This window comes from Stenotrophomonas sp. C9D9, assembly GCF_056491205.1.
In genome coordinates this window covers 2,086,697-2,105,085 of the sequence record NZ_JBSZIF010000004.1, presented here as the reverse complement: position 1 = coordinate 2,105,085, position 18,389 = coordinate 2,086,697, and the positions used below count along the sequence as shown (strand labels likewise).

Here is an 18,389-nt window from a genome sequence, read left to right as displayed (position 1 = left end):
TCCACGCCATGCACGGATGACGTGGCAACGATCGGAGAAGGCTTTTGTAGAGTCGAGCCATGCTCGACTGGCTGCATGGGGTCAGAGCCCTTTCCTGCGGAAAGGGATCCGACCCCGGCTTAGTGCTTACGACTTCTTGATGGCGTGGCCGCCGAATTCATTGCGCATCGCCGACAGCAGGCGATCGGTGAACGAATTCGATTCACGCGAACGCAGGCGTTCGAGCAGCGACAGCGTGATCACCGGCGCCGGCACGTCCAGCGCGATGGCTTCGGCGACGGTCCAGCGGCCTTCACCGGAGTCTTCCACGTACGGTGCGATGCCATCCAGCGAGGGATTGCGCTTGAGGGCTTCGGTGCTCAGGTCCAGCAGCCAGGAACGCACCACGCTGCCGTGGCGCCACACCTCGGCCACCTGCGCCAGGTCCAGCTCCATTTCCTGCTTGCGCTCCATCAGCGCGAAACCTTCGGCATAGGCCTGCATCATTCCGTACTCGATGCCGTTGTGGACCATCTTGGTGAAATGGCCGGCGCCGGAGGGGCCGACGCGCGCCCAGCCGCGGTCTTCAGCCGGGGCCAGCGTGCGCAGCAGCGGTGCGATCTGCTCCACCACCGACGCTTCGCCACCGACCATCAGGCTGTAGCCTTCCTGCAGGCCCCACACACCACCGCTGGTGCCGCAGTCGACGTAGCCCAGGTCGTCCTCGGCCAGTGCCTTGGCGCGGCGGATCGAGCCCTGGTAGTTGGAGTTGCCGCCGTCGATGACGATGTCACCCTCGGCCAGGTGCGGAGTCAGCTCGCCCAGCGTCTGGTCGACGGTTTCGCCGGCCGGCACCGATCAGCCACACCACGCGCGGTACCGGCAGCGCGGCCACGGCGGCGGCCAGCGAATCGAGCCGTCCAGGCCGGCCTCGGCGGCGCGCTGGCGGGCGCCTTCGCCCGGGTCGTAGCCGACCACGCGGTGGCCGCCGCAATGCAGGCGCTGGGCCATGTTGGCGCCCATGCGGCCGAGGCCGATCATTGCAATGTCCATTGTTTCACCTTCAGTTGGGGTCTAGGGTCGGGCTGCCTGGCCTGCCGGTAGCCGCGCAGTGGCGCAGCTGCGCCTCGCGCCAACGCAGCGTGGCGTTATACGGTGCACCGCCAGGTCGATCGAAAACGGCGTGCGCGGATTACGATCGAGCAGGCGGGCGATGTGGTAGCCGATGGGACGTATACCGCGCGGATGCGCATAAGAATCACGAACTGCTGGTAGAACGGATCGTCCAGCAGCTGGTCCATGCGTGCCAGCGTGTCGTGGTAGCGCGGCGCCAGCCGTGCGCGCAGGTGTGGATCGCGGTCGAACAGCAGGCGCTCGAAGTAGCGCTGGCCGATGCGCGGATGGCTCCGCCAGTTTCCACAGCTCGGCATTGCGCTGGTCGTACAGAGCAAGGCCGCCGTGCCACTGCAACGCCTGCGCAGCACCCTCGCCCACCTCGACCACCACGAAAACTTATCGCCTGGTTCTCCGCGTCATGCAGCATGCCCTTGTCGTACACATGTTCGATGAAACCGGGCACGCCGACGAACGCCTGCCCGCCATCGCCGACGTGCGCACCGCCTTGCCATCGGCGAAGAAATCGCCAGCATGCGCGCCGAGCAGGATGCTGTCGGTATCGTGCAGCGCGAGGAAGGTGCCGATCGACAGTTCATCCGCTGCGAACTCCGTATCGAACGCGGTATCGCCATACAGCTCGCGCTGGGTGGCCAGCTGCGCGACCTGGCGGCCGACACCGCATTCGGCACGCACGCTACCGCTGTAGAACGCCTGCAGCGCATGGCTGTTGCCCGCACTGGGCACGAAGCCGCGACCAAAACTGCGCGTGCGCTTGCCAGCCTTGTGCCGGCGCGCCACCCAGACCAAAGCCGATCCAGCCCAGCTGCGGGCCGGAGAAACGGAACGTGGCATTGCCCTGCAATGCCGAGGTCGCGCGCCGCGTGGCCGCCCCCAGCTCGAAGGCATAGGCACAAGACCGTGGCAGGGTCTTCCAGCAGCTGCTGCAGCAGTGCCTGTCGTTCGCCCGCAGGCAATCCGTCGGCCAGCGTACGCGCAGATCACCCGCTGCCTGCGCCGCGGCGAGCGAGGCACGCGTACACACCGGCCCCTTGAGTACCTGCGGCGCACGGAGATCCGCGTCTTCGAAGCGCCACCCCAGCCGCTGCAGCAGGCCCTGCGCACAGTGCAGGGATGACGCCGTGGCGCCCCACGCTGGCACCAGCAGCAGGGCCATACCCAGCCACTTGCCGCGCACGCTCAGCCCTGGTCCGTGACCGCCGGTGCAGGCTACGGCGCGCTTGCCGGCGATGGCGATGGCGATGGCGCAGATTTGCCCGCCGCAGCCGGCAGGTACTGCTCCAGGCGCTGGAAGAAGCGACGATAGAACTCGGCGTCGGTGACCGTGCTGCTGGCCACCTTCACCAGCGGGCTGTCGTCGTTGCTGCCGAACGGCAGCGACACCGAGCCCAGGCGCCGCACACCGACACTGGCCGAAGTCGGGCTCTTTTCAGCGCGTAGCGATCCTGCACTGCGCTGACGAACACCAGCGTCTGGCTGCCACGCGGGGCGCAGGAGATCCGTAGCACCAGCTGCTCATGGTCATCCTCGCGCGGCTGGAAATTCTTGTTCCCTCCACCTGTGCCTCATCGGAACGTGCGATGGCATAGCCCTGGCTGAGCAGGGTGCAGCACGCCTGCCTCGCAGGCGTCGCCCGGGCGCCCATCGACCGTGCGCGAGAAGGTATCGCCGGAATCGAAGGATTCGCGCAGCACGGTGCTGTCGGCGGCACGGCCCCCACAGGCCGAGAGGATCAGGGCGCTGGTAAGCGCCACGGCAGCGCTGGAAAGACGGGAGGCCCGCATGGGTACTCCTGCGAGAACGGAAGCACCAAGGGTAGTCCCGCCCCCCCGTGTCCGGCAGGTCGACATTGCCCCCCCACACGTTGCTCCCGGTTCATGCACGAAAAAGGGGACGGAGGGGATTAAGTCGTTTGTGGCAGTTCGCTCGCCGGGCATGGCCCGGCGCTACCGTGAACGAGGTCCCCAAACAGAAAGGGGCCGGCAATGCCGGCCCCTCGGGTATCACATGCCGTCTCCGGCTCAGTCCGCCCAACGCCCCGCGCCGGTGGACTGCGGCAGCACCTGTGCGGACAGCGGGCGGTCGTTGGCCAGCAGGTTCACCGCGTCGGCGAGGATCGAGGCCGACTCGCGCAGCAGCGGGTCCGGGCGCTTTTCCGCCGCCTTCTCGCGCGCGGCATCCTTCACGATGTCACGCTCGTTGCCGGTCAGGCCATCGTCGCTGCTGTCGTCGGCCAGCGGGTCCGAGGGCGCAGGCCCAGTTCCTTGCGCTGCACCTGGCGCTCCTTGCGCTGGGCGTCCTGGCGCTCGCGCTCGGCGCGACGGGTCGCTTCGTTCAACGAGATGTACTTCTTCGCCGCTTCAGTGCGGAACTGCTGCACGTCCTCGTTCCACCACTGGAATTCCTTGTCAGTGGCGATACGCGCGTCGTGACGGGTCTCCAGCTTCGGCAGCAGCGGCGCGAAGTTGCCGTACTGGGTGTGCGGCACGGCGGCGATGCGGGTCCACGGCAGCGCGTTGTCGTAGGTGCTTTCGCCGAATTCGGTGGCATCGACGCTGGCCGGGAAGGCCAGGTCCGGCACTACCCCCTTGTGCTGGGTGCTGCTGCCGCTGATGCGGAAGAACTGGGCGATGGTCAGCTTGACCTGGCCGAAGCGCTGGGTCTCGCCGCTCGGCCAACGGTCGAGGTCGACGATGTTCTGCACCGTGCCCTTGCCGAAGCTGGTTTCACCGATCACCAGGCCACGACCGTAGTCCTGGATGGCACCGGCGAAGATCTCCGAGGCCGAGGCCGAACCACGGTTGATCAGCACCGCCAGCGGGCCGTCCCACGCCACACCCTGGTTGCGGTCGCTGTTGACGGTGACGCGGCCACCGGACTCGCGCACCTGCACCACCGGGCCCTGCTCGATGAACAGGCCGGTCAGTTCGATCGCTTCATCCAGCGAACCACCGCCGTTGTTGCGCAGGTCCAGCACCACGCCGTCCAGCTTGTCGTTCTTGAAACCGGCCAGCAGCTTGGCCACGTCGCGGGTGGCCGAGGCATAGTCGGCGGCATTGCGGCGGCGGCCTTCGAAGTCCTGGTAGAAGGTCGGCAGCTTGATCACGCCGATCTTCCGTGCCGGCTCGCCGTTGGCGGCCGGAATGGTCATGGTCTCGCCCTTGGCGGCCTGTTCGGCCAGGCGCACCTTCTGCCGGGTCAGCACCAGGGTGTGGTGCTTGCCGTCGGCACCTTCGGCAGCTGGAATGAATTCCAGCTTGACCTGGGTGTCCTTGGCGCCGCGGATCTTGGCCACGACATCGTCGATGCGCCAGCCGATCACATCCTCGACCAGGCCGGACTTGCCCTGGCCAACGCCGACGATGCGGTCACCCGGCTTCAGCGTGCCGTCCACTGCGGCCGGACCGCCGGCGATGATCTCGCGGATCACCACCACATCGTCCTGGCGCTGCAGCTGCGCACCGATACCTTCCAGCGACAGCGACATCGCCTGGTTGAAGTTCTCGGCGGTGCGCGGGGTGAAGTAATCGGTGTGCGGATCAACCGCGCTGGTGTACGAGTTCATGAAGAACTGGAAGACGTCTTCGCCCTTCAGTTCGTTGACCGACTTCTCCAGCGTCGCGTAGCGCTTGTCCAGCGTCTTGCGGATGTCGTCCGGCTTCTTGCCGGCCAGCTTCAGGCGCAGCCAGTCGTTCTTCACCGACTTGCGCCACAGCTCATCCAGCTCGGCGCTGCTGGCCGCCCACGGCACCTTCTTGCGGTCGTATTCGAAGCGCTCGTCGGTGGTGAAGTCCGGTTCCTGCTTGAGCAGCTTGCGCGCATAGGCCACGCGCTCGCCGACGCGCTGCTTGTAGACCGCGAATACCTGGAACGCCGGCTCCAGCTCGCCGCCACGGATGGCCGAGGAGATATTGGCTTCGAACGGCGCGAAGCGCGCCACGTCGGCCTGGGTGAAGTACTGCTTGCCGCCGTCCAGGGTCTCCAGATAGCGCTTGAACACGTCCTTGGAGGTGGCCTCGTCCAGCGCACGCGGGCGGTAGGCGTAACGGCTGTCGGACAACAGGCCGTACACCAGCTTGGAGGTGGTCACCTGATCGGCGGTGGCCGCCGCGGGCAATGCGGGCGAGTCGGCCTTGGCCGCCAGCGCCAGCGGCGCGACCAGCGCCAGGGCCATCAGGAATGCGGGGGCTTTGAATTTCATTGACGTGCTCGAAGGCGCCTTGCCAAGGGGGAGACTGCAGGGTGTTCAGACACCACGACAGTGCCGAAAGTTGCCGGGCTTGTCACCCGGCCGCGCTCGGTGGAAAACCAGCCTAGCGGGGCCGGTGTAGCAAATTGTGAATGCAGGCAAAGGCGTGCGGACCAACGGTCCGCACCCACCATGCTGGTGGTGGCACCCATTGGCAGCGCCGGGCCGTGGCCCGGCGGCAACCGCTTACCGGACGCCCGCGCCCTTGGCTTGCACGTCGGCGTGGTACGACGAGCGCACCATCGGGCCGGAGGCCACGTGGCTGAAGCCCAGCTCGTAGCCGTAGTCTTCCAGCGCCTTGTAGTCCTCGGGGGTCCAGTACTTCAGTACCGGGTGGTGGTGCGCGGTCGGCTGCAGGTACTGGCCGATGGTGATCATGTCCACGTCATGCGCGCGCAGGTCGCGCATGGTGGCCTTGATCTGTTCGAACTCTTCGCCCAGGCCCAGCATGATGCCGCTCTTGGTCGGCACGTCCGGGTGCTGCGCCTTGAAGTTCTTCAGCAGGTTCAGCGACCACTGGTAGTCCGCACCCGGGCGCACGTTGCGGTACAGGTCCGGCACGGTCTCGATGTTGTGGTTGAACACGTCCGGCGGGTTCTGCGCCAGGATCTCCAGCGCGCGCTCCATGCGGCCCTTGCCACGGAAGTCCGGGGTCAGCACTTCGATGCGGGTACCCGGCGACTTCGCGCGGATGGCGGTGATGCAGTCGACGAAGTGCTGGGCACCGCCATCGCGCAGGTCATCGCGGTCGACGCTGGTCACCACCACGTACTTCAGGCCCATGTCGGCCACGGTCTGGCCGAGGCTGGCCGGCTCGTTGGCATCCGGCGGCTTCGGGCGGCCGTGGGCCACGTCGCAGAACGAGCAGCGGCGGGTGCAGACCTCGCCGAGGATCATGAAGGTGGCGGTGCCATGGCCGAAGCACTCGTGGATGTTCGGGCAGCTGGCTTCCTCGCACACCGTCACGAGGCGGTTCTCGCGCAGCTTGGCCTTCAGGTTCTGCACGGCATTGCCCGAGGGAATGCGCACGCGGATCCAGGACGGCTTGCGCAGCACCGGCGCGTCGGCGAACTGCACCGGCGAACGGTTGATCTTGTCACCGCCCAGCTGCTTGACCCCGGCCTGCAACGGCGCGGCGGACGGAGAGTCGCCCTGCACGATCTGCAGGGGAATGGAACGGGCGGTGGTTTCAGTCATGGCAGTTCCGGGGGGCGGTCAGGCGGCCGCAGAAAGATCGGGCAGTTCCGGCGTGTGCTGCAGCAGCAGGCCGAACTGGCGGGCCAGGTGGTCCAGCAGCACCGGCTTGACGGCATCCATCCCGGAGGGGCCGCCCAAGTCTACCACCGAGGTCACCTGCAACCCTTGATAGCCACAGGGGTTGATGCGGTGGAAGGGTTCCAGGTCCATGGCCACGTTGAAGGCCAGGCCATGGAAGGTGCAGCCGCGGCGCACGCGGATGCCGAGCGCGGCGATCTTAGCGCCACCGACGTAGACGCCCGGGGCGCCCTCGCGGCGTTCGGCGCCGATGTTCCACTCGGCCAGGGTATCGATGAGCGCCTGCTCGATGCGGCACACGTAGTCGCGCACGCCGATGCCCAGCCGCGGCAGGCGCAGCAATGGATAGACCACGATCTGGCCGGGGCCGTGATAGGTCACCTGGCCGCCACGGTCCACGTGCAGCACGGGGATATCGCCCGGCGCCAGCACATGCTCATCCTTGCCGGCCTGGCCCAGGGTGAACACCGGATCGTGCTCGACTACCCACAGCTCGTCGGCGTCGGCGTCGCTGCGCTGGTCGGTGAAGCGCTGCATGGCGCGCCACACCGGTTCATAGGCCTGGCGGCCGAGGTCACGGACCACCGCCGGACGCGGCGCGCGGTCTTCCGGGGCGGCTTCGGCCGGGCAGCTGTCGGCTACAGCGTCCACTTCACTTCCGGGTGGTCGCGCAGTGCCTGGTGCGCCAGGTCGTACTGCTCGCGGCTCTCGGCCTTGAACACGATACGGACGGACACGTACTTGCCGTTGGACGAATGCTTCCAGCTGATGCGTTCGTTCACCACATCGATGCCGGCAGCCAGCAGCAGACGGGGAAGCTCATGCTCCAGGCCGCGGTTGGCCGGGCCCATGGCGCTGAGCTCGAACTGGCCGGGGAACTGGAAGCCGTGGTCGGGGTTGTCGGACTTGATTTCCATGGCCCCATTATCGGGCCGCAGGGCGACAAACCCAAGAGTATTCATCAACGTCAAAGACGGCACGGGCGGCCTGCTGCGTTGCAGACGGCCCCGGCGCCCGGGCCGAAGGCCCAACCGCAGCTGACTGCAATCCCCCGCTGCGGCCGGGCCACAGCACCCCCAGGGCGAGCTGCGGCGCCTGCGTGGAACGGTACCGGCGCCTGATCGGGTAACAAATTGTGTCCGTCGGACAATGTTGTTTTCGGAACAGACAAGTGATCCCAACGCGCTCGTTCCGACGCGCGGGCGCGAGTACCGTGGCGTTGCAGAAAACGACAGAAAACCGCCCCCTTCCCCATGAGCATTCCATCATCCATGCGTAGTGTCGCAGCCCTCGGGCTGGCCGGCCTGCTGGCCGCTACCCTTCCCCTTGCCGCCCAGGCGGCCGAACAGTGTGGCCCGGACGCCATGCGCGACCACCCGCCGCAGATCAATTTCCGCGTCGACAACGACCTGTTCGGTGGCCGCCACCAGGACCAGGGCTACACCAACGGCGCGCAGCTGACCCTGGTCTCGCCGAACCTGGTCGACTACACCGACGACCCCTGCCTGCCGCGCATGGCGCGCTGGGTGAACCAGTACCTGGAAGGGCTGCACCCCGGCAGGTTCGAACAGCAGAACATGATCTTCAGCATCGGCCAGGGCATCTTCACCCCGACCGACCCGGCCCGCCGCGATCTGATCAAGGATGACCGCCCGTATGCCGGCGTGCTGATCGCCAGCTTCGGCTTCAACGCGCGCAGCGGCGACCGCCTGCAGACCACCCAGCTGACGCTGGGCGTGGTCGGTCCGTGGGCTCAGGGCAAGCAGGTGCAGGACGCGGTGCACAACCTCCTGGGCGACAAGAAGTTCGAGGGCTGGGACAACCAGCTGCACAACGAACCGGTGTTCATGCTGACCCACGAGCGCATGCGCCGCTGGCCGGCCGATGCCAGCGTCAATGCCGGCGGCTGGGGCTGGGATGCGATCAGCCACTACGGTGGTGCGATCGGCAACCTGGAAACCAAGGCCAATGCCGGTGGCGAAGTGCGTTTCGGCTGGAAGCTGCCCGATGATTTCGGCAGCACACCGTTGCGTCCGGCCGGCGAGAACACGGCACCGACCCGTGGTGGTCGTCCCAACGGCTGGTCATGGCACCTGTTCGTGACCACCGACGCGGCGTGGATGATCCGCGACATCACCCTGGACGGCAACACGTTCCGCAGCAGCCACAGTGTGGACAAGCGCCACGTGGTGGCCCAGGGCGGCTACGGCATCGCGGTGATGCGTGGGCGCTGGAAATTCGCAGTCGCGCGTTACCACAGCACCCGCGAATTCGATGGCCAGCGCCAGTCGCCGGTGTTCGGCAGCTTCACCATCAGCCGCTCGCTGTAAGCGAGGGGCTGAGGTAGTGCCGGCCGCTGGCCGGCTGTTGGCACATCCGGATGGGTTCATGGGGTGCCGGCCAGCGGCCGGCACTACCCACATCCGGATGGGTTCATGAGGAGCCGGCCAGCGGCCGGCACTACCCACATCCGGCAGGATTCATGCGCAAGCGGCATCCCAGAACAGAAAAGGCCGGCTTTCGCCGGCCTTTTCGTTCACCACGCCGGGGCGTGGATCATTCCGATTCCCACCACATCCAGAAGCTGTCCCACAGGCGCTTGAAGAAGCCGGCCTGCTCGACGGCGGCCACGGCCACCAGCGGTGCCTCGGCGATGACCTTGCCATCCAGGGTGACCTTCACGGTGCCGATCTGCTGGCCGGCGGTGAATGGTGCTTCCAGGGTCTTGGGCACGTCGATGCTCGGCTTCAGGTCGTTGTAGCGGCCGCGCGGCACGCTCACCAGCATCGGCTGGGCCACGCCCAGCTGCACCTTGTCGGTGGTGCCCTTCCAGACCTTGTGCTCGGCCACGGCCTTGCCCGGCTCGTACAGGCGGTGGGTCTCGAAGAAGCGGAAGCCCCAGTTCAGCAGGGCCAGGCTGTCGTCGGCACGCTGCTTCTCCGACGAACCACCCAGCACCACGGCGATCAGGCGCTGGTCACCACGCTGGGCCGAGCTCATCAGGCAGTAGCCGGCTTCGGAAGTGTGGCCGGTCTTGATGCCGTCCACGCTGCCATCGCGCCACAACAGCAGGTTGCGGTTCGGCTGCTTGATGTTGCCGACCTGGAATTCCTTGATCTTGTTGTACGCGTAGGTTTCCGGGTAATCACGCACCATTGCGCGGCCCAGCAGCGCCAGGTCGTAGGCGGTGCTGTGGTGGCCCTGTGCGGTCAGGCCATGGGCGTTGACGAAGTGCGAGTCCTTCATGCCGATCTTGGCGGCGTAGCTGTTCATCAGCGACGCAAAGGCTTCTTCGCTGCCGGCCACGTGCTCGGCCAGGGCGATCGCGGCGTCATTGCCGGACTGGATCGCCATGCCCTTTTCCATGTCTTCCAGGCGTGCGGTCTGGTTGACCGGGAAGCCGCTGTAGCTGCCATCGGTGCCGGCGCCACCCTCGCGCCAGGCGCGCTCGCTCATCATCACCTGGTCATCCGCACGGACCTTGCCGTTCTTGACCTCGGCGGCGATCACGTAGGACGTCATCACCTTGGTGATGCTGGCCGGGGCCAGCTGCTCGTGGATGTTCTCGCCAGCCAGCACCTGGCCGGTGGCGTAATCCATCAGGACCCAGGCCTTGGACACGCTCGGCGCCGGGGCCGGCGGAGTGGCGACGGTGGCCGGGGCAGCAGCGGCGGCAGGCGCCGGCGTGGCCGGGGTCGGCAGCGGCGTCTGGGCGGAAGCCAGGCCCACCACCAGGGTGGCGGCCAGGGCGGTGGCGGCGGAACGGAAATTCATTGGACAGCAGGCTCCAGGGGACGGCCGGGAATGGAGGGTGGAACGTAACGGCCATTGTAAGGCCGGGGGAGCATGGGCCGGCAGCACCGGCCCGGGCGGATCAATCCTTGACGATCTGCGGCGAACCCAGGCCCAGACCGGCGATGCGGCCGACAAGTTCCGCCGCACTGGCATGGTCGTTGGCGGGAACGCGCAGGCGGAACAGCGTGCGGCCACCGGCGGCGATGTCGCTGATGGTCGCACCGACGATGCCGGCGGCATTGAGCTGGCCCATCGCGCGGTTGGCGTTGTCTCGGCTGGAGAAGCTGGCGACCTGCACCATCACCGCGCCCACCACCTGCTGCGACAGGCTGGGTGCCGCCGGCGTAGCGGCGACGGTGCGCACCGGTGCCGGCGCGACGGCGCGCGGCGCAGCGCTGGCGACTGCAACCGGTGCCGGTGCAGTGCTGCGCACCAGCGGCGCACTCGGCGGCAGGCTGCTGACCGCCACATCTGGCACAGTGCTGGCCACACCCTGGGTGGTGGCCGGCTGGCCACGCGCCGGCATGCCATCGGCCGGCAGACCCTTGACCAGGCGATCGATATCGCTGTCGGCGGTTGCGCGCGCGGTCGGTGCCGGGCGCGCACTTGCCACCGCGGCTGCCGCTTCGGCGGCACGACGCTCGCGGCGCGACGGCTTCTGCGCCAGCAGGTTGCTCTCGCCCGGCTGCAGCGCGCGCACTTCGACGTTGCCGGTGCCGCGCTGGGTGATGCCCAGGCGCACCGCGGCGGCATAACTGAGATCGACCACGCGGCCATCGTGGAACGGGCCGCGATCGTTGACGCGCACGATCACCGACTCGCCGTTGTCGAGGTTGGTCACGCGGGCGAAGCTGGGCAGCGGCAGCGTCTTGTGCGCGGCGGTGAACTGGTACATGTCGTAGACCTCGCGGTTGGAGGTCAGGCGACCATGGAACTTGGCGCCGTAGTACGACGCGGTGCCGCGCTCGACATAGTCATGGGTATCGTCGAGCACCTTGTACGACTTGCCCAGCACCACGTACGGCGACTTGTTGCCGATCGCCGAGCGCTCCTCGGCGGTCACTTCCGGCTCGGGAATGCAGGCCACGTTGGGAATGTAATCCGGCGTGCTGTCGCGCACGCCCGGCTTGTACAGGCCACCGGCGGTGTAGTTGCCGCGGGTACTCAGGTCTTCCTTGGCCGCCGCGTACGGCGACCCTTCCGGACAGTGTGCCGGGCGCGAGCCGCGCCCCTGCACCAGGGTGCCACCCGACTTGCCACCATGGCCGGCCGTGGCCGGCTTCTTCGGCGCGCTGCTGCAGGCAGCCAACGCGAGGACGATCAAGCCTGGGACCAGCCATCTGATGTTCATGCCGGGGGCAGCTCCTGTCCGGCGATGGCCTGGGACAACTGGAACACGGCCATCGCGTACATCTTCGAGAGGTTGTAGCGGGTGATCGCGTAGTAGTTCTGGAAGCCCAGCCAGTACTGCTTGCCGGTGCTGCCTTCAAGCGTGATCGGGGTGGCGGTGGCGCCCGGCTGCACCGACGCGCTCGGCTGGTAGCCGCGCTGCGCCAGGTCGGCCATCGACCAGGTCGGCATCCATTCGGTCGGATTGAACTCCTCGCGTCCCGGCGCCAGCGTGGCCGGCACGGCCACCTGTCCGCCACGCACCCAGCCGCCCTTCTTCACGAAGTAGTTGGCGATGGACGAGAACACGTCGTCGTAGCTGGTGAACAGGTCGCGGCGGCCATCACCGTTTCCGTCCACGGCGTAATCCAGATAGCTGGACGGCATGAACTGGCCCATGCCCATCGCGCCGGCATAGCTGCCCTTGAGCGTGGTGATGTCCAGGTTCTCTTCGCGGCCCAGCTCGAACAGCTTGGCCAGCTCATCGCGGAAGAACAGCTCGCGGCGCACTTCGCGTTCCAGCTTGGCCGGGTCGCCGCTGCGCGGGTAATAGAACGCCAGCGTGTACAGCGCATCGAGCACGCGATGGCTGCCAGCATTCTTGCCGTAGCTGGTTTCCACGCCGATGATCGCCACGATCACTTCGGCCGGCACGCCGGTGCGCTGCTGCACGCGATCCAGTTCGGCACGGTGCTGGGCCAGGAACGCGCGGCCGCCATCGATGCGCGCCTTGCTGATGAACATCGGCCGGTATTCGTTCCACGGCTTCACCCGCTCGGCCGGGCGCGACATCGCGGCGATGATCGGCTGGCGCACCTGCGCCTGGTCGAGCACGCTGCTGATCTGCTCCGGCTTCAGGCCATAGCGCTTGGCGGTATCGGCAATGAAGCGGGCCCGCGCGACCTCGAACGGCACCGGAGTCAGATCGACCGGCGGCGCGGTGGCAGCGGTGGCTTCGGGCGCAGCCTCGGCCGGGCCATGGGCCTTGGCGGCGGGTTGGCGCGGCGTACTGCTGGCCTGGGGCGAAGACGGTGGGGACTTCGGCTGGGTCGCACAGGCGACCAGGCCGAGGGTGAGCATGCAGGCCAGAGTGCGTCGAATCATCGTCGCAGGTTAGCAGGTCATGGATGAATTAAAACCCCTAACACCATGAATCACAACGATTTGCCCGTGTTCAGCGGGAAATGTGAAGACGTCGTGATCACCCTGCCCCATTCAGATAGAGGTTGCCGGTTGCGTCCCCATCCCCGCAGACGCAACCGGCGACCGGATCCGGTCGGTACCTGCGCGGCTGCCGCTCCCCAGTGGCAGTACCCCGCGCTCCCTGTACCCGTTGGATCAGTACTGCTTCCCGCCCGACGCCCCCTCGCGCTGCATCGATTGACGGCGCGCCGTGCCGAACGGGCCGCCATTGTGCAGGCCGATTACGACAAGTCCATTGATCAAGATCAACGCGCTGTAAAAGTGTGAACCAGCTAACATTTTTTCTGGAAATTGGTCAGAGCGCGTGCTGCTGTGCGTCGTTGTGAGAACGATTCCACAACGGGCATTGCGCAGAGCCAGGAAGTTTCCAGCCAACGGCGCAGCCCCTCGTGGGTGGAATTGGTCGCTGAAAGCCGGATTGCTGAGGGCTGGCCGGGTGGGTGGGCACTGCGGGGACGCCGTGAACCCATCCATGGGGGCTTGGCCGCGGCATCCATGCCGCGGACACCCCGCACTGCCCACCCACCCGGCCGCTGGCAGATTCCGTGTTCGTCCACCCACGGAAAAGAAAAAGAAGATCAAAAGCAAAACCAGCTTGGCCGCCCGCTTCATTGCTTCCTGTAGAGCCGAAGGCAGCGGCAGGAGCCGCTGCCAACGTCGCCCATGGCGACGGCCCGAAGGGTGCCGGTCAGGACGACCGGCATAGCCATGCTCGGCTCACGAGCAAGCGCAGCGCCGCGACCCGCTTTTGATCTTCTCTTTCTTCTCCGTGGGTAGACGCGCACGGAACCTGTCCGTGGCCGGGTAGATGGGCTGCGCAGGGGCGTGAGCCGCATGGATGCGGCGACCGAGCTTACATGGACGTACTTGCAGCGTCCCCTGCGCAGCCCATCTACCCGGCCCCACCCATGAACTGCTTTGCACGACCACCCACGAGGGGCTGCGCCGTTGGCTGGAAACCCTATGCCCCGTGCACGGGCCGGTGCCCGCGTACCGCCATCACCAACCCGATGCCGGCCAACAGCGAAACCGCCGAGGTCCCGCCGTAGCTGATCAGCGGCATCGGAATGCCCACCACCGGCAGCAGGCCGGAGATCATTCCACCGTTCACCAGCACGTAGACGAAGAACGCCAGCCCCAGACTGCCGGCCAGCAACCGCGCATGCGTATCGCGCGCGTGCACTGCAATCCACAGGCAACGCCCGACCACGAACAGGTACAGCGCAAACAGCGTCGCCACGCCGATCCAGCCGAACTCCTCGGCCAGCACCGAAAACGCGAAGTCGGTGGTGTACTCGGGCAGGAAATCCAGCGTGGCCTGGGTGCCCTGCCCCCAGCCACGCCCCTCCCAGCCACCGGAACCGATCGCGATGCGCGACTGCAGGATGTTCCAGCCGGTGCCGAGCGGGTCTGCCGCCGGGTCGAGGAAAGTCAGCACGCGATCCTTCTGGTACTGCCGCAACAGGCCGAACCAGGCCAGGGGTGCAGCCACCGCCAGCCCTGCCGCACCCGTCGCCACCCAGCCCCAGTGCAGTCCAGCCAGCAACAACGCAAACACGCCGCTGGCGGTGACCAAGGTGGCGGTGCCGAGATTGGGCTGCATCAGGATCAATACCGCCGGCACGCCGATCAGCACTGCGGCGGTCAGTACCGTGCGCGGCGACGGCGGCAGCGGTTGCCGGTGCAGGTACCACGCCATCATCAACGGCAGGCTCAGCTTGAGCAGCTCGGACGGCTGCAGGTAGAACACGCCCAGGTTGAGCCAGCGCTGCCCGTACTTGCCGGTGCCGATCACGTACACCGCCATCAGCGGCAACATCGACAGCGCATACAACGCCGGTGTCCATGCACGCAGGCGCAGCAGCGACACGCGCGACAGCAGCCACATGGCCAGCAGCCCACCGGCAAAGCGCGCTGCCTGGCCACCCACCGGCCCGGACACGCTGTGCAGCACCGCCAGGCCCGCGCCCATCAGGATCAACAAGGCAGCCAGCAACGGCAGATCGATGGTGCGCACCACCTCACGGCAGCCGCCAAGCAGTCGTTTCCATTCCACGCTGGCCACGGTAGCAACGGGCGCTTGCGTGAAGCTGTCAGGACGCCCCTGCTCTCCGTAGCCGAGCTCTGGGGTCAGATCCCTTTTCCTGTGGGAAAAGGGATCTGACCCCGACGCCGGACTCAACCGTAGCCGCCATGCACCGGATTGTGGCTGCGCACCGCCATCACCAGGCCGAAACCGGCCAGCAGCGAGACCGCCGAGGTACCACCGTAGCTGATCAGCGGCATCGGCACGCCGACCACCGGCAGCAGCCCGGAAATCATCCCGCCATTCACCAGCACATAGACGAAGAACGCCAGGCCGGTGGCGCCGGCCAGCAGGCGTGAATAGGAATCGCGCGACTGGCTGGCGATCCACAGGCAGCGCCCGATCACCACCAGGTACAGCGCCAGCACGGTGGCCACGCCGATCCAGCCGAACTCCTCGCTCAGCACCGAGAACGCGAAGTCGGTGGTCTGTTCGGGAATGAAGTTCAGGTGCGACTGCGAGCCCTCGCCCCAGCCCTTGCCATCGAAGCCGCCGGAACCGATCGCGATCTTCGACTGGATGATGTTCCAGCCGGCACCCAGTGCATCCATCTCCGGGTCGAGGAACATCATGATGCGGTCCTTCTGGTACGGCCGCAGCAACCAGAACCAGGCCACCGGCGCGACCGCGGCCACGCCACCCACGCCCAGGCCGACCCACCACCACGGCAGGCCCGCCAGCAGCAGTACGAACACGCCGCTGGCGGCAATCAGCACGCCGGTACCGAAGTCCGGCTGCAGCATCACCAGGCCGGTGGGCACGCCGATGATGACCAGCGCGGTCAGCACGGTGCTGAAGCGCGGCGGCAGCGGCATCTTGTGCAGGTACCACGCCACCATCATCGGCAGGCTGACCTTCAGCAGTTCGGCCGGCTGCAGGTAGAAGAACTTCAGGTCCAGCCACTGCCGGCCATATTTACCGGTGCCCAGCACGAACACCGCCAGCAACGGGATCATCGAGATCGCGTAGATCATCGGCGTGGCCGAGCGGATGCGCAGGATCGGCACCCGCGAGATGCCCCACAGTGCGGCCATGCCCACCGCGAAACGCGCGCCCTGCGCCATCACCAGGCTGTCGCCACCGGCACTCTTCAAGGTCGCCAGGCCGATCACCATCAGCGCACCCAGGGCCAGGCACAGCACCCAGTCCAGCGTGCTGAAGAAGCGGCGCAGCATGTCGCCGGCCCAGCGCAGGAACACTCTCATCGTGCTGGCTCCGCAGGGGTCGGGCGCGGCGTGGCAGGCAGCGCGGCGGCGGCCGGCGTACCCGGCTGCGGTGCGGGTGCAGGTTCCGGCGCAGGCACGCCGACCAGCACCGGATGTTCTCCCAGCTGCGCCGCGGCGAGGTCGCCAGCCTGGCGCGCGCCGGCGTCTTCGTTGTCGAACGCGGTGGCGCCGATGGCGGTGGTGCCGCGCTCGCTGTCCAGCGGCTGCATGCCTTCGGGCATCTTGCCCAGCAGGTAGGCGTCGAACACCTTGCGGGCGATCGGCGCGGCCGCCGAACCACCGTAGCCACCGCCTTCCACGGCCACCGCGATCGCGATGACCGGATTGTCCGCCGGCGCGAAGCCGACGAACAGCGCGCGGTGGCGCAGGTGCATCGGCAAGCTCTTCGGATTCACGGCGGCGGTGCCCTTGCGGCTGATGACCTGCGCGGTACCGGTCTTGCCGGCCATCACGTACGGCGCACCCACCGCCACGCGCCAGCCACTGCCGCCGGGCCGCATGGTCGCCATCATGCCCTCGCGCACGGCCTGCACGTTGTTGGGGTTGGGGCTGACCGGCTTGCTCTCGCCAGCCGGCATCGCCGACCAGTCGCTGTCGAAACCGTCGCGCTGCTGGATCACCAGGTGCGGGGTGCGCAGCTGGCCGTCAGCCAGTGCGCTGACGCCGCGCGCCAGCTGCAGCGGGGTGACCTTCCAGTCGCCCTGGCCGATGCTGATGTTGACCGTATCGCCGGGGTACCAGGCTTCCTTGCGGCTCTTCCGCTTGTAGGCCGGCGACGGCAGGATGCCGCCGATCTCGCCGGTGAGGTCGATGCCGGTCGGCTGGCCGAAGCCGTAGTACTCCATGTAATGGTCGAAGCGCTCGATGCCCAGATCCAGCGCCAGCTTGTAGTAATAGGTGTTGACCGATTCGGCGATGGACTTGCGCAGGTCTGTCCAGCCGTGGCCGCCACGGTGGGCGTCACCCCAGCCGCGCGAGGTGCCCGGCAGGTAGAACATGCCGGTGGACAGCACCTTGTCTTCCGGGCGGCGCACGCCCGAATCGAGGCCGGCCAGGCCGATCAGCGGCTTCAGCGTGGAACCGGGGGCGACGCCACCGAGCACCAGGCGGTTGAACTGCGGCCGCGACGGGTTTTCGTTCAGCGCCTTGAAGTCGGCATGCGAGATGCCGTTGACGAACAGGTTGGGGTCGTAGGACGGCAGGCTGACCATCGCCAGCACTTCGCCGGTGCGCGGGTCCATCGCCACCGCCGAGCCTTCCTGGTCACCGAAGGCTGCGACCATCGCACGCTGCAGGTCGGCGTCGATCGACAGCCGCAGGTCGGCGCCGGACTGCGCGGCGACGCGGCCGATGGTGCGGATCGCACGCCCCTGCACGTTGGTCTCGACCTGCTCGTAGCCGACCTTGCCGCGCAGCTGCTGCTCGTAATAGCGCTCCAGGCCGGACTTGCCGATGTGGGTCAGCGCAGCGTTGCCTTCGCCGAGGATCTCCAGGTCCTTGTCATCGACGCGGCCGACGTAGCCGATGATGTGCGCGAACAGATCGCCGTAGGGATAGCGGCGGGTCAGGTAGGGCTCCAGCTCGACGCCGGGGAAGCGCCAGCGGTCGACCGCGAAGCGCGCCATCTCCTCGTCGCTCATGCGCAGCTTCAGCGTGACCGGCAGGAACTTGCGGCGCGCCTTGCGCGACTTGTTGAACGCTTCCAGCTCTTCCGGGCTGATGTTGATGATCTTCGCCAACCCTTCCAGGGTGGCGTCCATGTCCTTGACCTTGTCCGGCGTCACGTCCAGGCGGAACGCCGGCACGTTCTCGGCCAGCAGGCGGCCGTTGCGGTCGTAGATCATGCCGCGCCCGGGCACCACTGGCCGCGGCTTGATGCGGTTGGCTTCCGAGCGCGTGGCGTAGACGTCGTGGTCCAGCACCTGCAGCTTGAAGTACCAGCCCCCCAGGCCCAGCAGGCAGACCAGCACGCCCAGGAAGCCCAGCGCCGCACGGCGGCGGAACTGTTCGGCTTCGGCGTGCGGGTTCTTGACCTGGCGGCGCGGGATCATGG

At 67.3% G+C, this 18,389-nt stretch carries 10 protein-coding genes and 4 pseudogenes; 1 reads left to right on the top strand and 13 read right to left on the bottom strand.

The features are described 5' to 3' along the window. Positions 1 to 126: 126 nt before the first annotated feature. The 7 genes and pseudogenes from gnd to ACXI0D_RS15045 all read right to left on the bottom strand — a co-directional run bounded on the left by gnd (position 127) and on the right by ACXI0D_RS15045 (position 7,554). Positions 127 to 1,020 (bottom strand): annotated as a pseudogene (gnd, locus tag ACXI0D_RS15075) (phosphogluconate dehydrogenase (NAD(+)-dependent, decarboxylating)). A 22-nt stretch (positions 1,021 to 1,042) separates the two neighbouring features. Then, positions 1,043 to 2,269: pseudogene (locus ACXI0D_RS15070) on the bottom strand (hypothetical protein). 53 nt (positions 2,270 to 2,322) lie between these two features. Continuing rightward, positions 2,323 to 2,897 (bottom strand): annotated as a pseudogene (locus tag ACXI0D_RS15065) (DUF2242 domain-containing protein). Positions 2,898 to 3,134: 237 nt separating this feature from the next. Further along, a pseudogene (locus tag ACXI0D_RS15060) lies at positions 3,135 to 5,314 on the bottom strand (carboxy terminal-processing peptidase). A 234-nt stretch (positions 5,315 to 5,548) separates the two neighbouring features. Continuing rightward, the gene (gene lipA / locus ACXI0D_RS15055) at positions 5,549 to 6,559 is read right to left on the bottom strand and encodes a lipoyl synthase (protein WP_049442836.1); all 1,011 of its coding nucleotides are present in this window, start codon (positions 6,557 to 6,559) and stop codon (positions 5,549 to 5,551) included. 18 nt (positions 6,560 to 6,577) lie between these two features. Further along, positions 6,578 to 7,288, bottom strand: coding sequence for a lipoyl(octanoyl) transferase LipB (lipB, locus tag ACXI0D_RS15050; RefSeq protein WP_014038512.1), 711 nt, complete (start codon positions 7,286 to 7,288; stop codon positions 6,578 to 6,580). Beyond that, the gene (locus tag ACXI0D_RS15045) at positions 7,276 to 7,554 is read right to left on the bottom strand and encodes a YbeD family protein (protein ID WP_005411067.1); all 279 of its coding nucleotides are present in this window, start codon (positions 7,552 to 7,554) and stop codon (positions 7,276 to 7,278) included. Before ACXI0D_RS15045 ends, lipB begins: the two co-directional genes overlap by 13 nt. 336 nt (positions 7,555 to 7,890) lie before the next feature. Here ACXI0D_RS15045 and ACXI0D_RS15040 point away from each other — a divergent pair, with 336 nt between their 5' ends. After that, a complete protein-coding gene (locus ACXI0D_RS15040) occupies positions 7,891 to 8,967 on the top strand; it encodes a lipid A deacylase LpxR family protein (protein ID WP_479642733.1) in 1,077 nt (358 codons plus the stop codon). Between the two features lie 226 nt (positions 8,968 to 9,193). Here ACXI0D_RS15040 and ACXI0D_RS15035 read toward each other — a convergent pair whose 3' ends face one another. The 6 genes from ACXI0D_RS15035 to mrdA form a co-directional block, all read right to left on the bottom strand. Then, positions 9,194 to 10,411 (bottom strand): D-alanyl-D-alanine carboxypeptidase family protein, encoded by a 1,218-nt coding sequence (locus ACXI0D_RS15035; protein ID WP_479642732.1) that lies wholly within the window; start codon positions 10,409 to 10,411, stop codon positions 9,194 to 9,196. Positions 10,412 to 10,511: 100 nt separating this feature from the next. Further along, the gene (locus tag ACXI0D_RS15030; RefSeq protein ID WP_049443676.1) at positions 10,512 to 11,783 is read right to left on the bottom strand and encodes a septal ring lytic transglycosylase RlpA family protein; all 1,272 of its coding nucleotides are present in this window, start codon (positions 11,781 to 11,783) and stop codon (positions 10,512 to 10,514) included. Next, a complete protein-coding gene (gene mltB / locus ACXI0D_RS15025) occupies positions 11,780 to 12,925 on the bottom strand; it encodes a lytic murein transglycosylase B (protein ID WP_101766094.1) in 1,146 nt (381 codons plus the stop codon). Before mltB ends, ACXI0D_RS15030 begins: the two co-directional genes overlap by 4 nt. A 1,060-nt stretch (positions 12,926 to 13,985) precedes the next feature. After that, a complete protein-coding gene (rodA, locus tag ACXI0D_RS15020; protein ID WP_479642731.1) occupies positions 13,986 to 15,080 on the bottom strand; it encodes a rod shape-determining protein RodA in 1,095 nt (364 codons plus the stop codon). 122 nt (positions 15,081 to 15,202) lie between these two features. Beyond that, complete coding sequence (gene rodA / locus ACXI0D_RS15015; RefSeq protein ID WP_049443682.1) at positions 15,203 to 16,315, bottom strand: rod shape-determining protein RodA; 1,113 nt, start codon at positions 16,313 to 16,315, stop codon at positions 15,203 to 15,205. Then, positions 16,312 to 18,387: a penicillin-binding protein 2 gene (mrdA, locus tag ACXI0D_RS15010; RefSeq protein WP_049443684.1), complete on the bottom strand. Its 2,076-nt coding sequence runs from the start codon at positions 18,385 to 18,387 to the stop codon at positions 16,312 to 16,314. Before mrdA ends, rodA (ACXI0D_RS15015) begins: the two co-directional genes overlap by 4 nt. Positions 18,388 to 18,389: the final 2 nt, after the last annotated feature.